This is a genomic window from Methanosarcina thermophila TM-1 (assembly GCF_000969885.1).
GTDB classification, from domain to species: domain Archaea; phylum Halobacteriota; class Methanosarcinia; order Methanosarcinales; family Methanosarcinaceae; genus Methanosarcina; species Methanosarcina thermophila.
In genome coordinates this window covers 1,097,157-1,113,617 of record NZ_CP009501.1, presented here as the reverse complement: position 1 = coordinate 1,113,617, position 16,461 = coordinate 1,097,157, and the positions used below count along the sequence as shown (strand labels likewise).

Genomic DNA, 16,461 nt, shown 5'->3' with positions numbered 1-16,461 from the left:
GTGGCTAAAAATGGCAAATGACCAAGAAGAGAATAAATCGGAATCTAAAATGAAAAAATTTTATCAATCTACGCTTATCCCTGACGAGCCGGACGAAGAGCCGGAAGCAGAAGAACAGGAAACTGCACCCTACTCCATACCAGAGGAGCTGGATGAAAACACCGAGATAACCCTACCAGATCCTGTACCTGAGGAGCCGAAAAACGGAGAGCCCGAGGACGAGGAGCCTGAACCCGGAAGAGTGGGAGTTACTTCCGTCCTTATTGATGACGAGATGAAGCGCTCCTATATCAATTATGCGATGAGTGTCATTGTTGGAAGAGCTCTTCCCGATGCTCGCGACGGTTTAAAACCTGTCCATCGCAGGATTCTTTTTGCCATGAAGGAAGCAGGAATCACATACGACAAGCCATATAAAAAATCTGCCCGTGTGGTGGGAGACGTGCTCGGTAAATACCACCCGCACGGAGACGCTGCAGTTTATGACACCATCGTGCGTATGGTTCAGGATTTCTCCCTCCGCTATCCTTTAATTGATGGACAGGGAAACTTCGGGTCAATAGATGGTGATTCCGCTGCTGCCATGCGTTACACCGAAGTCCGTATGGACAAGATAGCAGAGGAAATGCTGGCTGACATCGACAAGGAGACCGTACCTTTCAGACCCAATTATGACGGGTCACTGGAAGAGCCCGAAGTCCTTCCTGCAAAGCTTCCGAACCTCCTTATTAATGGATCCACGGGTATCGCAGTCGGGATGGCGACGAATATGGCTCCCCACAATTTAGGAGAGGTAGTTGATGGAGCCCTGATGCTTATCGAAAACCCAACCGCCACTATTCCTGAACTCATGACTGTGATCAAAGGACCGGATTTCCCAACTGGGGCTAATATTATCGGAACTGCAGGCATAAAATCGGCGTATATGACAGGGCGTGGCACTGTAAAGGTTCGGGCAGTTGCCGATATTCAGGAGTTAAAGAAAGACAGGCAGCAGATTATCGTAACTGAGATTCCCTACCAGGTAAACAAAGCCAAGATGATTGAAAATATTGCCCAGTTAGTTCGGGAAAAAACAATCGTTGGAATTTCAGACCTTCGGGACGAGTCTGATAGGGAAGGAATCAGGATTGTTATTGAGCTTTCCCGAGGCACAAATCCAAAAGTCGTTTTAAACCAGCTTTATAAGCACACACAAATGGAAACCACTTTTGGGATAATTAACCTGGCTCTTGTTGACGGAAAGCCAAAGGAGTTGAACCTGAAAGAGCTTCTTGAGATCTACCTGGAATACAGGATGGAGATTATCCAGAAGCGGACGCTTTATGACCTCAGAAAGAGCGAGGAGCGAGCCCATATCCTTGAAGGGCTGAAAATTGCTCTGGATAACATAGATGCCGTTGTTGCTCTTATAAAGGGCTCGGCAAATGCGGATGAAGCAAAGCGAGGCTTGATGGAGAATTTCGCCCTTGATGAGATACAGTCAAAAGCTATCCTTGATATGAGGTTACAGCGCCTGACAGGGCTTGAGACTCAAAAGGTCATTGAGGAACTTGAGAGTCTTATAAAGCTGATTGGCGAACTAGAGAAAATTATTGAAAGTGATGAGCTCAAATACGAGATAATCAGGAATGAACTCCTGGAGCTCAAGGAAAAATATGGCGATGCCCGCAGGACAAAAATCTTGCCTGCAGTTGCTGAGGTCAGGGAAGAGGATCTCATTCCCGAAGAAGAAGTTGTGGTCACGATTACGAACGGAGGCTATATAAAACGTCTACCTCTCAGCACTTATACCATGCAGCGCCGAGGAGGGCGGGGTATAATCGGCATGGAGACAAAGGAAGAAGATTTTGTGGAAAATCTTTTCATTGCTTCAACCCACGATTATATCCTGTTCTTTACAAACCTGGGAAGGATCTACTGGCAGAAAGTTTATGAGATCCCGGAAGGTCCCCGCCAGTCGAGAGGCAAAGCCATAGTAAACCTCCTTGAACTCCATGAAGGCGAAATGATCAATGCCATGATCCCGGTAAAAGAGTTTGACGAAAACCATTATCTGCTTATGGCAACACGGGCAGGCATTGTCAAAAAGACGCCTCTCTCCGAGTTCAGGAACCCAAGAAAAGCAGGCATAATCGCAGTCACCCTTGACGAAGGCGATGAGCTTGTGAAGGTTCTGCTGACTGACGGGAATAAGGAAGTGGTCATGGTATCCAGAAAAGGAAAAGCTATCCGCTTCTCGGAAGAAGATGTCCGCCCGATGGGCAGAACCGCAAGAGGCGTCCGCGGTATGACCCTTGACGGTCCCGAAGACGAGGTTGTAAGCGTGGATCTTGTTGACGAGAACGCAACCCTCCTAACCGTTACTGAAAATGGTTTTGGTAAAAGAACTGAGTACTCCCAGTATCCTCTGCACCGCCGCGGCGGAAAAGGTGTGAAAACGATAGTCACCAGCGCGAGAAACGGCCCGGTTTCGAGAGTTAGGTCCGTAGCTCAGGATGACGAGCTTATCTTCACCAGCGCAGATGGCATAATAATCCGCATCCCGGTCAAAGATATCCCAATCCATGGTAGAAACACTCAGGGCGTAAGGCTCATTAACCTCAAACCCGGTGACACAGTCGCAGGCGTGGCAAGGATCCAGAACGGTAAAACCGAAGAAGAACTGAAATCCAAAGCCACCAGATCCCGGCAAGCCGCAGAAGCAGCTTCAGCCGGCAATGAAACCAATCTTCAGGAAGACGAAGCCGAAGAAGACTTTGAAGAGGCTGAAGAGTTTGAAGACCTCGAAGCCGCTGACGAAGAAGCCGAAGAACCTGAAGACGCTGATAAAGACGAGCCCGAAGAGGTTGAGAAGACTGAATAACATACGCGGGTGAAGAAGAATAATTCTTCACTCAAATGCTGCTGGAATTATTTTTTTGGGGAATTGATTTCCGGCGGCGGGGTTTTTGTCCGGAGGGGAGCCGGACGGGGGACTTATTTTTCGAGGTGAGTTTTTTGAATCGATTTTTTGAATATTGGGTGCCGGAAGGTATAGTTTTTAGAATTCTCAGAACCTTATGCTACGGGTCTAAAAGTTTATGTATATAATTTTCGTGGCATTTTACTAGTGTCTATAAATAAATGTGAAATTATGTTGTAAGATTTAAAAGAGAATATGGTTTTTATCATCTGCCTTTACCTGTAATTTCTGAGAAAAATCATTCAGCCTTCACCAAAGTGAAAATTGATTGAATATTCTCAGTTTCATAGATATAAAGTGATGTCAATTATTAGAAAAGCTAGCAGAATAGGAAAGACTAATGATCCTATCAATACAATAAAGCATGACTTCCAATAACTCAGATTATAAACAAACTGCCCTCCTCGAATGCAAATATGTATCCAATATATACTGGCTATTATTGGTATCAGAGAAAAAGGAATAAATTGAAAAGGTAAAACTGCAAACGAGTAAGCAACTATTTTAAAAGATTCTTCATAATTTTCTTTATTTGCAAGAAATTTAAAAGACAAAACACATCCTATTGAGACACATGCATAAGAAAAGAAAATTTGCAAAAGTTCAGTAATAAAGACAGGTCCAGGGATTTCAATGTATTTATTTAGGTAAATACTATCAAAAAAATGTCCAGTTAATACTGTAAGTAATAGAAATATTATGCTGAAAATCAAAGGATGAACGAAACTATCCTCACGAGGCATTTTTTTGAAAAACTCTGAAGGTTTCAGTATTACATCCGTAAATACAGTAAAATAATTCACATTAACACTTCCATATTAGTTTAAATGTTTGTACACATAGATTAAATTTTTCCAGAAAACGAACTACTTTGAAACACTTCTAATAATAAGGCGTTAAAGGAATGATTTTTCAGAATATTCATTATTCAGTGTCGGTTTAAGATTTGGCGATTCTTAAAACAGGGTTGGTACACGCCTGCAGAGCAGGCGACGGAGACCGAAAAGAAGTGAAAGTATTGAACTAATATACAAAGATAAAAACAAAAAATAAATCAGGTTATATGTTTAAAGGATTTGCAAGCAGAAAAGGAGCAGATAAATGTCTGAAGATGCGATTCTCAGGTTAAAACAAACTGTTCTGTTTAAAAAGCTTCGTGAGAAAGAGAAAGAAGAATCGAAAGAGACCTCATTCGAAGATTATGAGATTTCACAAAATATAATTTCAGTTGTTCGCAAGGCTGCTCCTTTGCTAGAAAGAGTTCCAGAAAACATGCCTGAATTCACATTGCATAATGCTAATCACAGCGTTCATGTAATTGAAAATATGGACAAAATAATACCTTGTGAAACTCTTAAACAATTAAACACTATTGAGATTTCCATACTTATTTATGCTGCCTATCTTCATGATATAGGAATGATCTCATCTTCTGATGAGCGGAAGCAGATAGTTAAAACTAGTGAATTTAAAAAACATTTAACCTCAAATGAAGAACTATACAGAAAGTTGGAGGAAGCGAAAAACAATAGTGATTATGAAGTAGTGCTTGCTATTGAAAACAAAGCTTTTACTGATTTTCTTCGAAAAAATCACGTTCAACGCGCACACAAAATAATCGATGAATATAAATTGGATTCTGAAATTTCATGGAAAAACATTCCATATGGTAACTTGGTAAGGGCGGTATGTGACAGTCATGAGCTTCCAGTAAAAGCTTTGTATAATACTAAATCTTGGCCAAATGATACTGTCGTACTGAATAAACTAGTAAATGTTCAGTATTTAGCTGTAATATTTCGATTGGCTGATATTTTGGATGTAGATCCCGAGAGAACTCCGAGACATTTATTCTACTACATAAATCCAAAAGACGAGGTTAGTATCAAAGAGTGGAAAAAACATCTCTCTATAACCGGATTTCAAATTACACCTGAGAAGATAAAAATTGTAGCTAATTGTAAACATCCAGAACAGGAACGAACACTTAGAAAATTCATAAAAGAAATCGATAAGGAAATTGAAGATAGCTATCGATTAGTCTCAAGTTACAGAGACAATTTAGAGGATAAGTATATACTTAAACTTTCTGAGCCAGTTGATGCAGAGATTCATTCTATTGGCTATGAATACTGTGATTTCCGTTTTGAACTTGATTATCGTAGAGTACTTGACTTATTGATGGGAGAAGGACTCTATAGAAATCCGATTGTAGCACTTAGAGAGCTTCTACAGAACTCTGTAGATGCCGTACGTTATAGAGAGTCTCTAGAAAAAAGAGAAGGAAATGGATATAAACCTTCTATAGAAGTCTCTTTGAGAAATAACGAATTGATTATTGAAGACAATGGCATAGGGATGGATGAAAAAATATTTAAGAATTATTTCATGAGAGTCGGTAGAAGTTACTACCAGAGTCCAGAGTTTCGGCAAAAGAATGTAGATGTAGATCCAGTAAGTGAATTCGGAATAGGTATTTTATCAGTCTTTATGGTTGCCGATAAGTTTACTGTTGAGAGTAGAAGGAAAACGTTTGAAGAAGAGTTTAATCCCTCTGAACCAATATATTTTGAGATTCCAACAGCTTATGATTATTTTATAAGAAAGCAATCTAATCGTTCTAAGTATGGAACAAAGATAACTTTGTATTTAAAACCCAATCATCCATTTTCCGCCGAGACATTAGTAAAGACAATTTCAGAAATAGCTCCTTTCATAGAATATCAGATAGAAATTAATACTGACAAAGGAAAGAGCAAATATGAACCTCTTTTACCAGGGGAAAAAATAAGAAGTAAAAACGTCGTGAAAGAACACTTTGAAGTTTCATTCGATGATAAAAAGGAGGGCATAGAGGGAAAACTATACGTTGTTAAACCTAATTTTTTAAAACCTACTGTTCTAAGTATTATCGCTCAAAGGGGATTTGCAATCCCCAGTAGCGAATTCCCACTTGGACGGCTATCTTACAAGGCAGCCATTCAAGCATCAATAAACATCTCCGGCCAGTCTAAATTATCATTATCTCCCAGTAGATCACATGTAATTATGGATGAGAAATATTATGAATTTATTGGTAAAATAGAGCAAAATATTTTAGAGGGACTCGAGAAATATTTGAAGACTACTAATGATTCAAGTTCAGTTGAACAGTATATCGAAAAAGTTAATGAACTATTAGAAGATGAGATCCTGAGTTTATCGGGATCATTATTATATAAAGGCTTATATTATTGTGAAAAATCTAAGAATACTCTGGTAAAAATCTTTTTAAATTATGTACCATTGTTAACTATTTCTGACGATGGACAAAGAAAATATAAAACTTTGAAGGAACTGGATAATATAACAAATTTGGCAATTACTGGCGCTAATGACCTTCCAGAGAAAATAACTGACGCTAAAATATTGGAAGAAACTAAGAGTCTTATTGGCCCAAGAACCATTCTTCTTATGCAAGAAGAAGGTGAAGAGGAGCGAAATAGTTTCTTAAATGAAATCTTAGGAGATTCTTCAGAAATTTATATTACTTCGATACCAGGAGTAGTAATCAAAACATTTTATAATACTAAAAAAAGTGATGAAAATATTGTTTTTAGAAAATATAACAAGTTTATACAGCAAATACATATTGGTTCAATAGGAAAAGCACCAATTTTTGTACATCCTCCAGGCTTCTATAAAGCGGCTGACACAGAAGTAATTTACAACGCTTCTCATCCACTATTTGCAAGACTTCTAAACGGCGGAGAACCCAAAATGAAGCTTCTAAAAAGGCAATATATAAGTTAACCAATTATCTGGAAGAATGTTTATCATATCTATATAGTAGATTATATTTTTCATCTTTTAGACCTAATTATAAACTACAGATAAGTAGTAATATCAATTACATGTTAATTGGAGTTCTCAAGTATTACCCAGAAATATTCCATGAGTTCTATGAAGCAGTAGAACAATACTGGGAAGAGGCAAAAGACTTAGGGGTTATTTCTCATGATGAAGACTTTATCGGTTTTTCATTTGATGACTTTCCTTGGTTCTGGAATTATGAGTTAACTGATTTTGAGAGATGAAATATCTCTAAACCAATTTTCCTCCAATCTCTCCTCCCTCTCTCCCTGCCTATCGCTCGCATACGCAACATACTCTCCGCTTTCCCTATCAAAAACGAACCTGTAAACCTTCTTGAAATAAGCCCAGTACTTAACGTACGGATTTCTGGCATCGCTCAGCGTGACAGTTACCGATCCATTTCCTTCCGAAACGCTGTAGACAGGATAATCGATTTCCTGCGGAACGGCTGTGCTGTAGAGTTTTCCGGCTCTCTCGGCATAGGCGGCGGCATCGGAAACGTTGCCGGTCACGTTAATTTTCTCGATATAATCACTTCTTTCGATGCCTGACCAGTAGCTCACTTCCATGATTTTGTAATGGGTGGCGTTATAGGGATATGCGGTAATGAATTTCCCGAAGGATGAGGGATAGGTATTCTGATAGCTGATTTTTGCTCCTTCCGCGCCAGAAATATAATTCACAAGAAATAGTTTTGCCGCAGGCAGGAATGCAACAAGCCAGATTACAAGCACGACTGCGAGGGTTGTATAGAATTTGCTGCGGTTGCTCGTGACAAAGGCACAGAAATTCTCGAATTTCCCGCTCCATTTTCCCCGGTTTTTCAGGTAGCTCACGAGTACTATAAAAATGGGCAGCAGAGGAATGAGGTTTGCCAGCGGGTCGAAAAAGTGAACGGCTCCGAGAGTGGATGTTTCAGTGCTGAACGGATAAAAGGGGCGCATCTTCCAGCTTGTCGCGTAATCGAGGTAGACGTGGGAAAGGATGGCTGCAAGCCCGGCAACCGTGAACAGGCGGTCTTTTGTTTTGAGCCAGATCAAAAGCGTTACAAACAGGATGAAAAGGATGGAGTGCATGAATTCCCTGTGCCCGAAAAGGTAGAAAAGCTGGTTTCTAGCCTCATGGCTTAAACTGCCGGCAATGAGGGCAAATACCGCATATGGTATAAAATCCAGATCCGGAAGAATTGACATGAAAGCTACTTCATTTCGCTTTTTTCCTTTGAAGCCGAGGACAAGAGCGATCAATAAGCCAATTCCCAGGTGGGAGAGTGTGTTTACCATTTTCTTTATCCCTTAGTTAAAGAAAATAACTGTGAAAATATATATTTTTAATTGAAAGGTTTGGAGAAACAGAGGAAACCAAAAAGAAAAAAGATGGCATGAGCGGAAGATATAATAACAGAAGATAAAAATAGTTCGAATTCTTATATATTCTTATAATATCCAGAGAGTTAATACTAATCCAGATAGGTTTCTACAAGAATCTTTCATAGTTTGCATCTTTTACCTTTAAATAGATGCGGCGTATAACTATATTCTGCATTGGAATTGCCATCTGGCGATTTAGTATGTATTTGATCAGGAATAGGGGATAACAACATGGCTAAAGGGTTATACAAGTTACCAGATTTGAAATATGGCTATTCAGACCTTGAACCTTACATTTCCGAAGAACAGCTACGCATTCACCACGACAAGCATCATCAGGCTTATGTGACCAATGCAAACTCACTTATAGAGATGATGGACAAGGCAAGGAAAGAAGGAACGGATTTTGATTATAAAGCCGCCGCAAAAGCTCTGACATTCAATCTCGGCGGGCATGTCCTTCATGACTTTTTCTGGTGGGAGATGACCCCAGAGAGCAACTCAAGTAAAGAGCCTGTCGGCGAACTGGCTGAAGTGATCAAAGAAAATTTCGGAAGCTTTGACAGGTTTAAAAAGGAGTTTTCTCAGGTCGCATTAAGTGTTGAAGGTTCCGGATGGGCAGCCTTGACCTACTGTAAGGATACGGAAAGGCTCATGATTTTGCAGATCGAGAAGCACAACGTAAATCTTGTGCCCGATTATCCGATTATCATGGACCTTGATGTGTGGGAACATGCTTACTATATTGATTACAAGAATGATAGGGGCAAGTTCATAGAAGGATTCTGGAATATAATCAACTGGGAAGAAATTGACAAATACTTCATGAAAGTGAGAAAATAATCGAAAAATCTAGTCTAAAAATTGTCTTTAAAATGTCTGTTCCATTCTGATTAAATTTTTCCAATTACCTTTTTATTTTAAGGGTAATTGGAAATAAGGCTTTTTTCTATCAAAAGCAAGTTTATATTTATTTGAGCACTCAAAGCAGTTTCACTCAAAACAGCTTTACCCAAAGCAGTTTCACTCAAAGCAGCCTCACTCGAAGCAGCCTCACTCAAGCAGCTTCACTAAAAGCAACTTCACTCAAAGCAGTTTTATTTATTTGAGTTATTCAAAGTAATTTTTATCGAGCTTCTTTTCCGGTCTTCCATAATGGCTCTCATATACCTCATATTCTCCGCTCTCTCTATCAAAAACGAATCTGTAGACTGTATCGAAGTAAGGCCATTTGTCAACGTACGGATTTCTGGCATCGCTCAAAACCACGGTTACTAACCCGTTTTCTTCGGAGACTGAATACACGGGATAATCAATTGCCTGGGGTACTGAAGCACTGTAAAGTTTTCCTGCCCTTTCGGCATATGCCTGGGCGTCAGGGACATTGCCTGTTACTGAGACTTTTTCGACATAAAAGCTCTTCTCAACTCCTGACCAGTAGCTGACTTTTATCAGCTTGTAATGGGTATCACTGTACGAGTAGGCTGCAAGGAATTTGCCGATGGATATTGGATAAGTGTTCCTGTAGCTTATCTCGGTCCCTTCAGTATCGGAAACATGCCTGATCAGGGAGATTTTTGCAACCGGAAAAACCACGATCCAGAGCAGGAGAACCAGGATTACGGAGGCATAGAATTTCTTCTCGTTTCTGTTCACAAGACTATGGAACCTGTTTAACCCATTAAGCTTCCTGTTCCAAGTATCCCTGTCTTTAGTACTCCAGCTGTTTTTAACAAATTCTGAAGCCACTATATACAGAGGCAGCAGCGGGAGAAGGTTTAGAATTGGGTCGAAGGGATAAATGGCTCTGAGAGCTGACTCCTCGGTACTGAACGGATAGAAGGGGCGCATTTTTGCACTTGTTGTATAATCGAGCAAAATATGAAGGAAAACAGCCTGAAGCCCTCCGAAAGTAAAGCGTCTGTCTTTAGTACTGAACCAGATCAGAAGTGCGACAAGGAAAGCAAAAAAAATCGAGTGTGTAAACTCCCTGTGACCAAGCAGGTAGAATAGCTGGTTCCGAGCCTCATGGCTTACACTGCCGCTGATGAGCGTAAATACCGAATATGTGAAGTAGTCAAGATCTGGAAGTAAAGAAAGAAAGAGTAAAACCAGTCTCTTCCTTCCTTTAAGACCCAGAGCATAGGAAAGGAGCAGACCGACTCCAAGATGGGAAAGTGTATTTACCATAAATTTACCGTCTGTGTAAATTTTTTAGCCAAATTTTAATGTTTTTGGTAATATCTCTATAATTTTTCTAATAATTCTTAACAGATTTTAACAGTTCTCCAACTGCGTATCTAAATCATGGATTTTTATGTCGTACTCCAAGCACTCTTTCTGATTTAGTTTGAGTAATCTCTTTTTGATAGTTTGCTGAGAAAGCATCTATAATATTCGCCTGATATTATATAAAAGAATTGATAAATAGTAATTCGATAGGTGTAAAAGGAAATCAGAATAATAATCCGATCAGGTATAAAGGTAAATCAGAACAGTAATATCAATCAGGTATAAAGGGAAACTAGGACACGCTTTTGGATATCTGCTGTACAGAAGGCAAGACACTATGATTCTCATGGTATTCTTTCATAGGCTATTTACTTGAGGGTAATGACTGAGAAGCTCATCCATACCAGTTCTTGCCCAGCCTCTCTTCCTGTCCCCCATACATACCTGCGTAGACTTCATACTCTGTACTGTTCCTGTCAAAAATAAACCTGTAAAACGACTTAAAATAAGCCAGTTCTTCAAGATACGGATTTCTTGCATCACTGAGGGTAACCGTTACCGTATTATTATCTCCCGAAACGCTGTAAACAGGATAATCGATTTCATCAGATACACCTTCCCTGTACAGATTCTCCGCTCTTTTTATGTAATCCTCAAAATCCGAGATGTTTCCCTCCACGGAAACCTTTTCAACGTAGAAGCTTTCCTCGATCCCTGAGAGATAACCTACTCTGAGGACTTTATAATGTGTAGAGTTATATGAGTACGCTGTCAGGAACTTATCCACGGATTCGGGATAGGTACTCTGGTAGCTTATTTCGGCTTCTTCGATCTCGGAAATATGGTTGATCAGGAAAGCTTTTGAAATCGGCATGAAGGTTAGCCAGACTAGTAACAGAAGAATTAGAGAGGAATAGAGCTTATCATCGATATTTGATATTAACGTGCAGAAGCTTCTTATTTTCCCGTTGATTTTTTTCATGTTGCTCAAACTTCCCATAATCACAATGAAGGGAGGCAGGAGAGGAAGTAAATTTAACAGGGGGTCAAAGAAATAAACGGCTCTCATAATAGACGTATCTGTACTGAAGGGATAGAGAGGACGCATTTTCCAGCTTGTAACGTAATCCAGGTAGGAGTGGAAGAAAAGGGACTGGAATCCTCCGACAGTAAAAAGCCAGTCTTTTGTCTTAAACCAGATAAAAAGTGTAACCATGACAATGAAGAGTACGGAATGCGTGAATTCCCTGTGCCCGATCAGATAGAAAAGCTGGTTTCTAGCCTCAGGGCTCAGACTGATTTCGGTAAAGACAAATGCAGAGTACAGGATGTAATCCAGATCAGGAAGCACGGATAATAACACTACGGCTCTCAACTTGTCTCCTTTCAGGCCTAAAGCCAGACCTATGAGTAGACCCACTCCCATATGGGAAATTACGTTTACCATAACCCCTTATTCCTGCGCGGATTTTTATAATATAATATAGAAAATAAAAGATATATTATTTCTTTTTGAAAAATCGTGTGCGAGAGTTGCAAAGTTGTCTTTACTTTTGAGAATAATGGAAACAAAAGTTAGGCATTAAAAGCAACTCTTCAGGATTGCAGGTAAAACGAGAAGCCGTTTTTTATAAAAAGGAAATGTTTGTCTCTTATTAAAAATAAAATTTGTTAACGAGAGGACAGCCCCTCTCAAATTACTATGTCGAACTATTGGTGTTCTTACAGCGTTGAATTGTTAGATGTTCTTACGGGCTCGAATTATTCAATGTTCTGTCAAAGAAGGTTATCATCTCTTCATATGCGTCCTGTGCAACAAAGCTTTCAGAAAGTTCTCCATCTTCTGTAAGCATAAAACCATGAAGTTCGCCCTGGTAAACCTTCAGCTCAAAATACTTATCAGCTGCGTCCAGTTCACTGGCATACCTGTAAATATCGGTAATATTGCTATACTGGTCCCTTGTGCCGTGTATTATAAGCATAGGCGCATCAAGCTGGTCTGTCATGTTTGCCGGTATGCCGGGCTGGGTTTCAGTTCCGCCCATGTAAGGGAAACCATACCAGGCTACCCCAGATTCGAACTCATCCATCTGGGGCAGGAAAAGCATGGTATACCTGCCGCCAGCACAGAAGCCCGTAAGCCCTAATTTCTCGGGGTCTACCTCGTCCCTTGTCTCAAGGTAAGCTGTGCTGTTCCTGATAAGGGCTTCCACTTCGGCGTCCGAAGGAGCTTCGGAGTGGGTCTGCCAGAAAGGAGCAATCACAAAATATCCGTCTTCAGCCATTCTGTCTACCATAGTCTGATAGCCGGGCTCGAAACCTCTGAATGAGTGAATAAGTACTATAGCCGGGTAATTTCCTTCTTCAGCCGGAACTGCTGTATAAGCCGGATAAACCTTAGACCCGCTTGTAATATTTACAATTTCAGTCTCTATCAGGGATGAATTATTTCTGGTCTCATTACAGTTATCCTGTGGTGAAGCTAAGTGCTTGCTCTCGGTATTATTGCAGGCTTTTTCGGAAACATCTAAAACCTCTGAATTGCAATAGAAGGCAGCCGCACCCCCTAAAGCGCTAAGCAGGCTCGCTATGAGCAAGAATATAACTAATTTGTTCATGGAATTTATTACCCCCCAAAATTATATACACTGGGAACTATCCTGCAATCTGGATGTCCTTTTCCGGAATACATGAGGTTCCGGGAGGCTCTGAAAACCTGTCTATGTATGAGCCTGACATACTTCATATAACAGGATAATTCCCAGATATATTAATAGAAAATTATATGCTAAGGGATATAAACCATACAGATTATTATTTCTTTAAAGGAAAAATCCTGATATTTCCTTTGTTCATTTCCGACATTTTTTAACATAGAATTTCGATTTGTACTTCCGAAAAGCCTTTAGCGCATATTTCTGATATAACTTTGCCTTCTGTATATATGTTAAACAAATCTTCTGCCCTCTTAAATAGAATCCCGGAATCCAGGCAAAATTTATAGTAGTATTCCACATCGCAGGTGTTGAAAACATTGCAAGATGGAGAAAGACAGCCCTGGAAGAAGCCCGTTATACAGGTATTGTGCCTGCAACGCTGAAACGGATTATCCAGTGCGGAAATAAATCAGTAAAGTTAAAATAATTTATCTGCCCTGAATCAGTAAGAAATTTCATAGATTCTCTGATATCTGGCTTTACCCAGTCTTTTTGAGGAAAGCTGGATACCGCAGCAATTATCTGATTAGGAGACGGAACCTTTGTTTCAGACCGAGCCTATAATTTATTTGCAATCCCTTGGAAATGAGTGGTTTACCCTTCTGATGATCCTGATAACTAAAATGGGATCGTCAGCCTTCTTAGCTGCCGCAGTAATATGCATCACTTTCGGGATTAGTTTCAGGAAAGGTTTTCTTCTGTTTCAGCTCTTAATCTGGACAGGGCTGATTACTGAGATTCTTAAGACAATAGTCGCTTTTCCAAGGCCGGATTTTGTAGATAATAGAGTGATTAACCTTGAATCAGGAGTAAAGAGTACCTCGCCTTTTAGTGGGGATGGACCTGATGGTGTGTTCGCACTTCCAGACAAGGAAGTTCTTGAAGCGTTTCGTCATGATGAATCACTTACCCACTCATGTTTTGGTTTTCCTTCAGGGCATGCTTCACTTACGACTGCACTCTGGGGAGGAAGTTATGCGATTTTCTGCAGCAGAATAATTAAAATCATGACTCCAATAATGGTATTACTTGTAGCGTTTTCGAGGATGTACCTTGGAAGACATTTCCTGGGAGATGTGCTGGGAGGAACGGCAATAGGCTTAACTTTACTGACCGCTTTTACCCTATTTCTTAAAAGCCCTCTGAAAGATGAGTTTTTCAGGAAAGAGAACTTCGAACTTGCATTCAGGTGGCAGAATATCATTTTTTACTCCGTTATTTTAGTTCTCCTTCCTGCATTTGCAGCTCTATCTCTGGTAAGTGCTGAAGCAGCAGGATTTTTCCTTGGCACAAATGTAGCATACATTCTGATTATACGAAAAGGGCTCCCTGATGATACTGGAAGTGCGGAACAGAGAGTTTTGAGGGTATTTATCGCCCTTCTGCTGTTTGGAGTCTCCTGCTTTGTTCTTGCTGTCGGGTTTGATGCCATCGGAGCTGCAGGCTTTCTCAGCTTTAAACTCATAGAATTCCTGGAAGCTTTCGTCCCTGCATCTACAATATGGATATCTGCAGTCGCCTGCATAAAACTCAATCTCTATAGAAGGGAGATTGCAGGCGCTCAGGAGAGTGAACTGGACAGGAGATCATTGGAAAAGTCTGGGAAGAGTTATTAAGATTAATAAGATTCGTGGAATTTTAATAAAGTTTCTGAGAACTGGATTTTATAGTCTTATGCTGTGGTTGTCAAAATCCGCTGAAGCCTATAGAATTGAATAAGAAATATTGAATTATTCAGGGTTACCGAGAAATTCTTCGAATCCTATTTGCCCTGTATCTTGAGAAAACTTTATATCTTATAATCGGTAGGGGATCATAATATTATATGAAGACTGAAATAGTGTTAATAGCCTTAAATTATAAACAAAAATATATTAAAAGATTGCAGTAAGGCTCTGTAATGCACTTGCTAAAGAGGGAATGAACCGTACAGAATTGAGCGAACCGTACAGGATTAATAAAATTTTACTCTTGTGGAAAAAAGGGAAAGGTCGTATATCATTATAATCTAATTTGTTCTGTAATTATTCACAAGGAATAACTTAAATAATGCTTTTAACTATTGAGCGTATTCACAATTCACCTGAGATATAACTAACCGAAAATCGCAACCTATCGGTTGCAACAATGGAAAAAACCTGAGAGTCATTTCACCGTGGAGAGGGTTTCCCACGGCATAAGACTTATAATTATACCAAAACAGAGAGGAAGACATTCATGGACTTTGAAAAGTTAAGACACGGAACCGAGCTTATTAAGCGGGGCTTTGCAAGAATGCAGAAAGGGGGTGTGATTATGGATGTTACAACTCCTGAGCAGGCCAGGATCGCAGAAGAAGCCGGAGCAGTTGCTGTTATGGCTCTCCAGGCTGTTCCTGCCGACATCAGGAAAGCAGGCGGAGTTGCGCGTATGGCCGATCCTGAAATAATCCAGCAGATAATTGATACGGTTACAATCCCTGTAATGGCAAAAGTCAGGATAGGTCACTTCGTAGAAGCAGAAATCCTGGAAGCTCTTGGTGTTGACATGATAGATGAGTCCGAGGTTCTGACCCCTGCCGACCCTTATTACCACATAGACAAAACGCAGTTTACCGTGCCTTTTGTCTGCGGAGCCCGAAACCTTGGGGAAGCCCTCCGGAGAATTAACGAAGGGGCAGCCATGATCCGGACGAAAGGGGAAGCCGGAACCGGAGATGTCAGCCAGGCAGTTAAACACATGAAGCAGATTCAGGGCGAGATCCGTGCACTTGCCGGGAAGACTAAAGAAGAACTGATTATGGTTTCCAGGGAAATCGAAGCTCCTATCGAGCTTGTAGTCGAAACTTCAAAAATGCAGCGCTTGCCTGTGGTAAACTTTGCAGCCGGCGGAATTGCGACCCCTGCAGATGCAGCACTGATGATGCGCCTTGGAGCAGATGGAGTCTTTGTGGGTTCAGGCATTTTCAAAGCCGAGAAACCCGAGAAGATGGCAAAAGCCATCGTTGAAGCCGTAAACAACTTTGACAACCCTGCAAAACTTGCGGAGATTTCAAAAGGCGTCGGTTCTGGCATGAAAGGTATCAGCGCAAGTACGATCCCTGCTGAGGAAGCACTTCAGGAACGTGGCTGGTAACCCCGAATTTCGCTTCGGGAGCACAGAAAATCGAAGATTTTCTGGGAGTTGCGATGTAATCGCAACAGCAAGCCTCCGTTTCGGTCGCTACGCTCCCTCAAGCGGAATAATTTATGGACAAGTAAAACAATTATTAATTCGCTTAAGCGGCAATTTAGAAAAACTGGCGTTCAGTTTCACACAAAACGGGGTTTAGAATTTTATTTTT

General features: G+C 40.5%; 11 protein-coding genes. 6 read left to right on the top strand and 5 right to left on the bottom strand.

Translation table 11 applies throughout. The features are described from left to right. Positions 1 to 10: 10 nt before the first annotated feature. Positions 11 to 2,866: a DNA gyrase subunit A gene (gyrA, locus tag MSTHT_RS04700; protein ID WP_048166779.1), complete on the top strand. Its 2,856-nt coding sequence runs from the start codon at positions 11 to 13 to the stop codon at positions 2,864 to 2,866. 383 nt (positions 2,867 to 3,249) lie between these two features. Here gyrA and MSTHT_RS15500 read toward each other — a convergent pair whose 3' ends face one another. Continuing rightward, entirely contained in the window at positions 3,250 to 3,768 is a 519-nt protein-coding gene (locus MSTHT_RS15500) for a YIP1 family protein (RefSeq protein ID WP_048166778.1), read from the bottom strand. A 298-nt stretch (positions 3,769 to 4,066) separates the two neighbouring features. Here MSTHT_RS15500 and MSTHT_RS04690 point away from each other — a divergent pair, with 298 nt between their 5' ends. Both MSTHT_RS04690 and MSTHT_RS15025 read left to right on the top strand, forming a co-directional pair. Then, on the top strand, positions 4,067 to 6,757 hold the full coding sequence (locus MSTHT_RS04690) for an HD domain-containing protein (RefSeq protein ID WP_231588194.1): 2,691 nt from the start codon (positions 4,067 to 4,069) through the stop codon (positions 6,755 to 6,757). Positions 6,758 to 6,858: 101 nt separating this feature from the next. Then, positions 6,859 to 7,041, top strand: coding sequence for a hypothetical protein (locus tag MSTHT_RS15025; RefSeq protein WP_231588193.1), 183 nt, complete (start codon positions 6,859 to 6,861; stop codon positions 7,039 to 7,041). Here the strand turns inward: MSTHT_RS15025 and MSTHT_RS04685 are convergent. Beyond that, a complete protein-coding gene (locus MSTHT_RS04685; protein ID WP_048166777.1) occupies positions 7,021 to 8,103 on the bottom strand; it encodes a metal-dependent hydrolase in 1,083 nt (360 codons plus the stop codon). The two genes, MSTHT_RS15025 and MSTHT_RS04685, sit on opposite strands and share 21 nt — an antisense overlap. 318 nt (positions 8,104 to 8,421) lie before the next feature. Between MSTHT_RS04685 and MSTHT_RS04680 the strand changes: the two genes are divergently transcribed. Continuing rightward, positions 8,422 to 9,033, top strand: coding sequence for a superoxide dismutase (locus MSTHT_RS04680; RefSeq protein ID WP_048166776.1), 612 nt, complete (start codon positions 8,422 to 8,424; stop codon positions 9,031 to 9,033). 267 nt (positions 9,034 to 9,300) lie between these two features. Here MSTHT_RS04680 and MSTHT_RS04675 read toward each other — a convergent pair whose 3' ends face one another. From MSTHT_RS04675 to MSTHT_RS04665, 3 genes are all read right to left on the bottom strand, one after another. Beyond that, positions 9,301 to 10,380, bottom strand: coding sequence for a metal-dependent hydrolase (locus MSTHT_RS04675; RefSeq protein WP_048166775.1), 1,080 nt, complete (start codon positions 10,378 to 10,380; stop codon positions 9,301 to 9,303). A gap of 436 nt (positions 10,381 to 10,816) precedes the next feature. Further along, complete coding sequence (locus tag MSTHT_RS04670; protein ID WP_048166774.1) at positions 10,817 to 11,869, bottom strand: metal-dependent hydrolase; 1,053 nt, start codon at positions 11,867 to 11,869, stop codon at positions 10,817 to 10,819. A gap of 301 nt (positions 11,870 to 12,170) precedes the next feature. Then, entirely contained in the window at positions 12,171 to 13,040 is an 870-nt protein-coding gene (locus MSTHT_RS04665) for a dienelactone hydrolase family protein (protein WP_082086767.1), read from the bottom strand. A gap of 641 nt (positions 13,041 to 13,681) precedes the next feature. Here MSTHT_RS04665 and MSTHT_RS04660 point away from each other — a divergent pair. Together MSTHT_RS04660 and pdxS are read left to right on the top strand one after the other, a co-directional pair. After that, complete coding sequence (locus MSTHT_RS04660; protein ID WP_048166773.1) at positions 13,682 to 14,755, top strand: phosphatase PAP2 family protein; 1,074 nt, start codon at positions 13,682 to 13,684, stop codon at positions 14,753 to 14,755. 601 nt (positions 14,756 to 15,356) lie between these two features. After that, positions 15,357 to 16,253 (top strand): pyridoxal 5'-phosphate synthase lyase subunit PdxS, encoded by an 897-nt coding sequence (gene pdxS / locus MSTHT_RS04655; RefSeq protein WP_048166772.1) that lies wholly within the window; start codon positions 15,357 to 15,359, stop codon positions 16,251 to 16,253. The last annotated feature ends 208 nt before the right edge of the window (positions 16,254 to 16,461 follow it).

Coding starts and splice junctions, on each gene's coding strand:
- pdxS (WP_048166772.1), top strand. CDS start 15,357: ATGGACTTTGAAAAGTTAAGACACGGAACCGAGCTTATTAAGCGGGGC.
- MSTHT_RS04675 (WP_048166775.1), bottom strand. CDS start 10,380: ATGGTAAATACACTTTCCCATCTTGGAGTCGGTCTGCTCCTTTCCTAT.
- MSTHT_RS04665 (WP_082086767.1), bottom strand. CDS start 13,040: ATGAACAAATTAGTTATATTCTTGCTCATAGCGAGCCTGCTTAGCGCT.
- MSTHT_RS04690 (WP_231588194.1), top strand. CDS start 4,067: ATGTCTGAAGATGCGATTCTCAGGTTAAAACAAACTGTTCTGTTTAAA.
- MSTHT_RS15025 (WP_231588193.1), top strand. CDS start 6,859: ATGTTAATTGGAGTTCTCAAGTATTACCCAGAAATATTCCATGAGTTC.
- MSTHT_RS04685 (WP_048166777.1), bottom strand. CDS start 8,103: ATGGTAAACACACTCTCCCACCTGGGAATTGGCTTATTGATCGCTCTT.
- MSTHT_RS04670 (WP_048166774.1), bottom strand. CDS start 11,869: ATGGTAAACGTAATTTCCCATATGGGAGTGGGTCTACTCATAGGTCTG.
- MSTHT_RS04680 (WP_048166776.1), top strand. CDS start 8,422: ATGGCTAAAGGGTTATACAAGTTACCAGATTTGAAATATGGCTATTCA.
- gyrA (WP_048166779.1), top strand. CDS start 11: ATGGCAAATGACCAAGAAGAGAATAAATCGGAATCTAAAATGAAAAAA.